The sequence below is a fragment of the Gordonia sp. N1V genome (assembly GCF_029269935.1).
In the GTDB taxonomy this organism is placed as follows: Bacteria; Actinomycetota; Actinomycetes; order Mycobacteriales; family Mycobacteriaceae; genus Gordonia; species Gordonia polyisoprenivorans.
In genome coordinates this window covers 1-381 of sequence record NZ_JARJDD010000082.1, presented here as the reverse complement: position 1 = coordinate 381, position 381 = coordinate 1, and the positions used below count along the sequence as shown (strand labels likewise).

1 pseudogene is annotated in these 381 nt (G+C 62.2%); it reads left to right on the top strand.

The annotated features are described in order from the left end of the window. A pseudogene (locus P3L18_RS28205) lies at nt 1-381 on the top strand (HNH endonuclease); the annotation flags it as partial.

Genomic DNA, 381 nt, shown 5'->3' with positions numbered 1-381 from the left:
TCGGTGCGATGAAACAAGTCCTACTGTTGCGCAATCTGGTCGATCACCACGCCACCACCCTCACCGGCGAACTGGACCGGCTGGGCGTCGCCGACCACAAGACCACCCGACTGCGAGAACTGTTGATCAGCATGGGCTTCGCACCGGCCGTCGCAGGTCGGTACGTGCGGTTCGCCAGCACCACCGATATGGATCTGTTGATGGCGCACGCCGCCGACGGGTCCATCTCGTCCGAACGCACCGACGCCATCGTCCGCGGACTGGCGCACATCGACACCCGATCCCCCGAACCACTCGACACCGTCCAACGGTGTGAGTTCTTACGGAAACTGCTGTCGCACTATTTCGCCGGTTTCACTCCAGCCGAGATCAACCTCTACG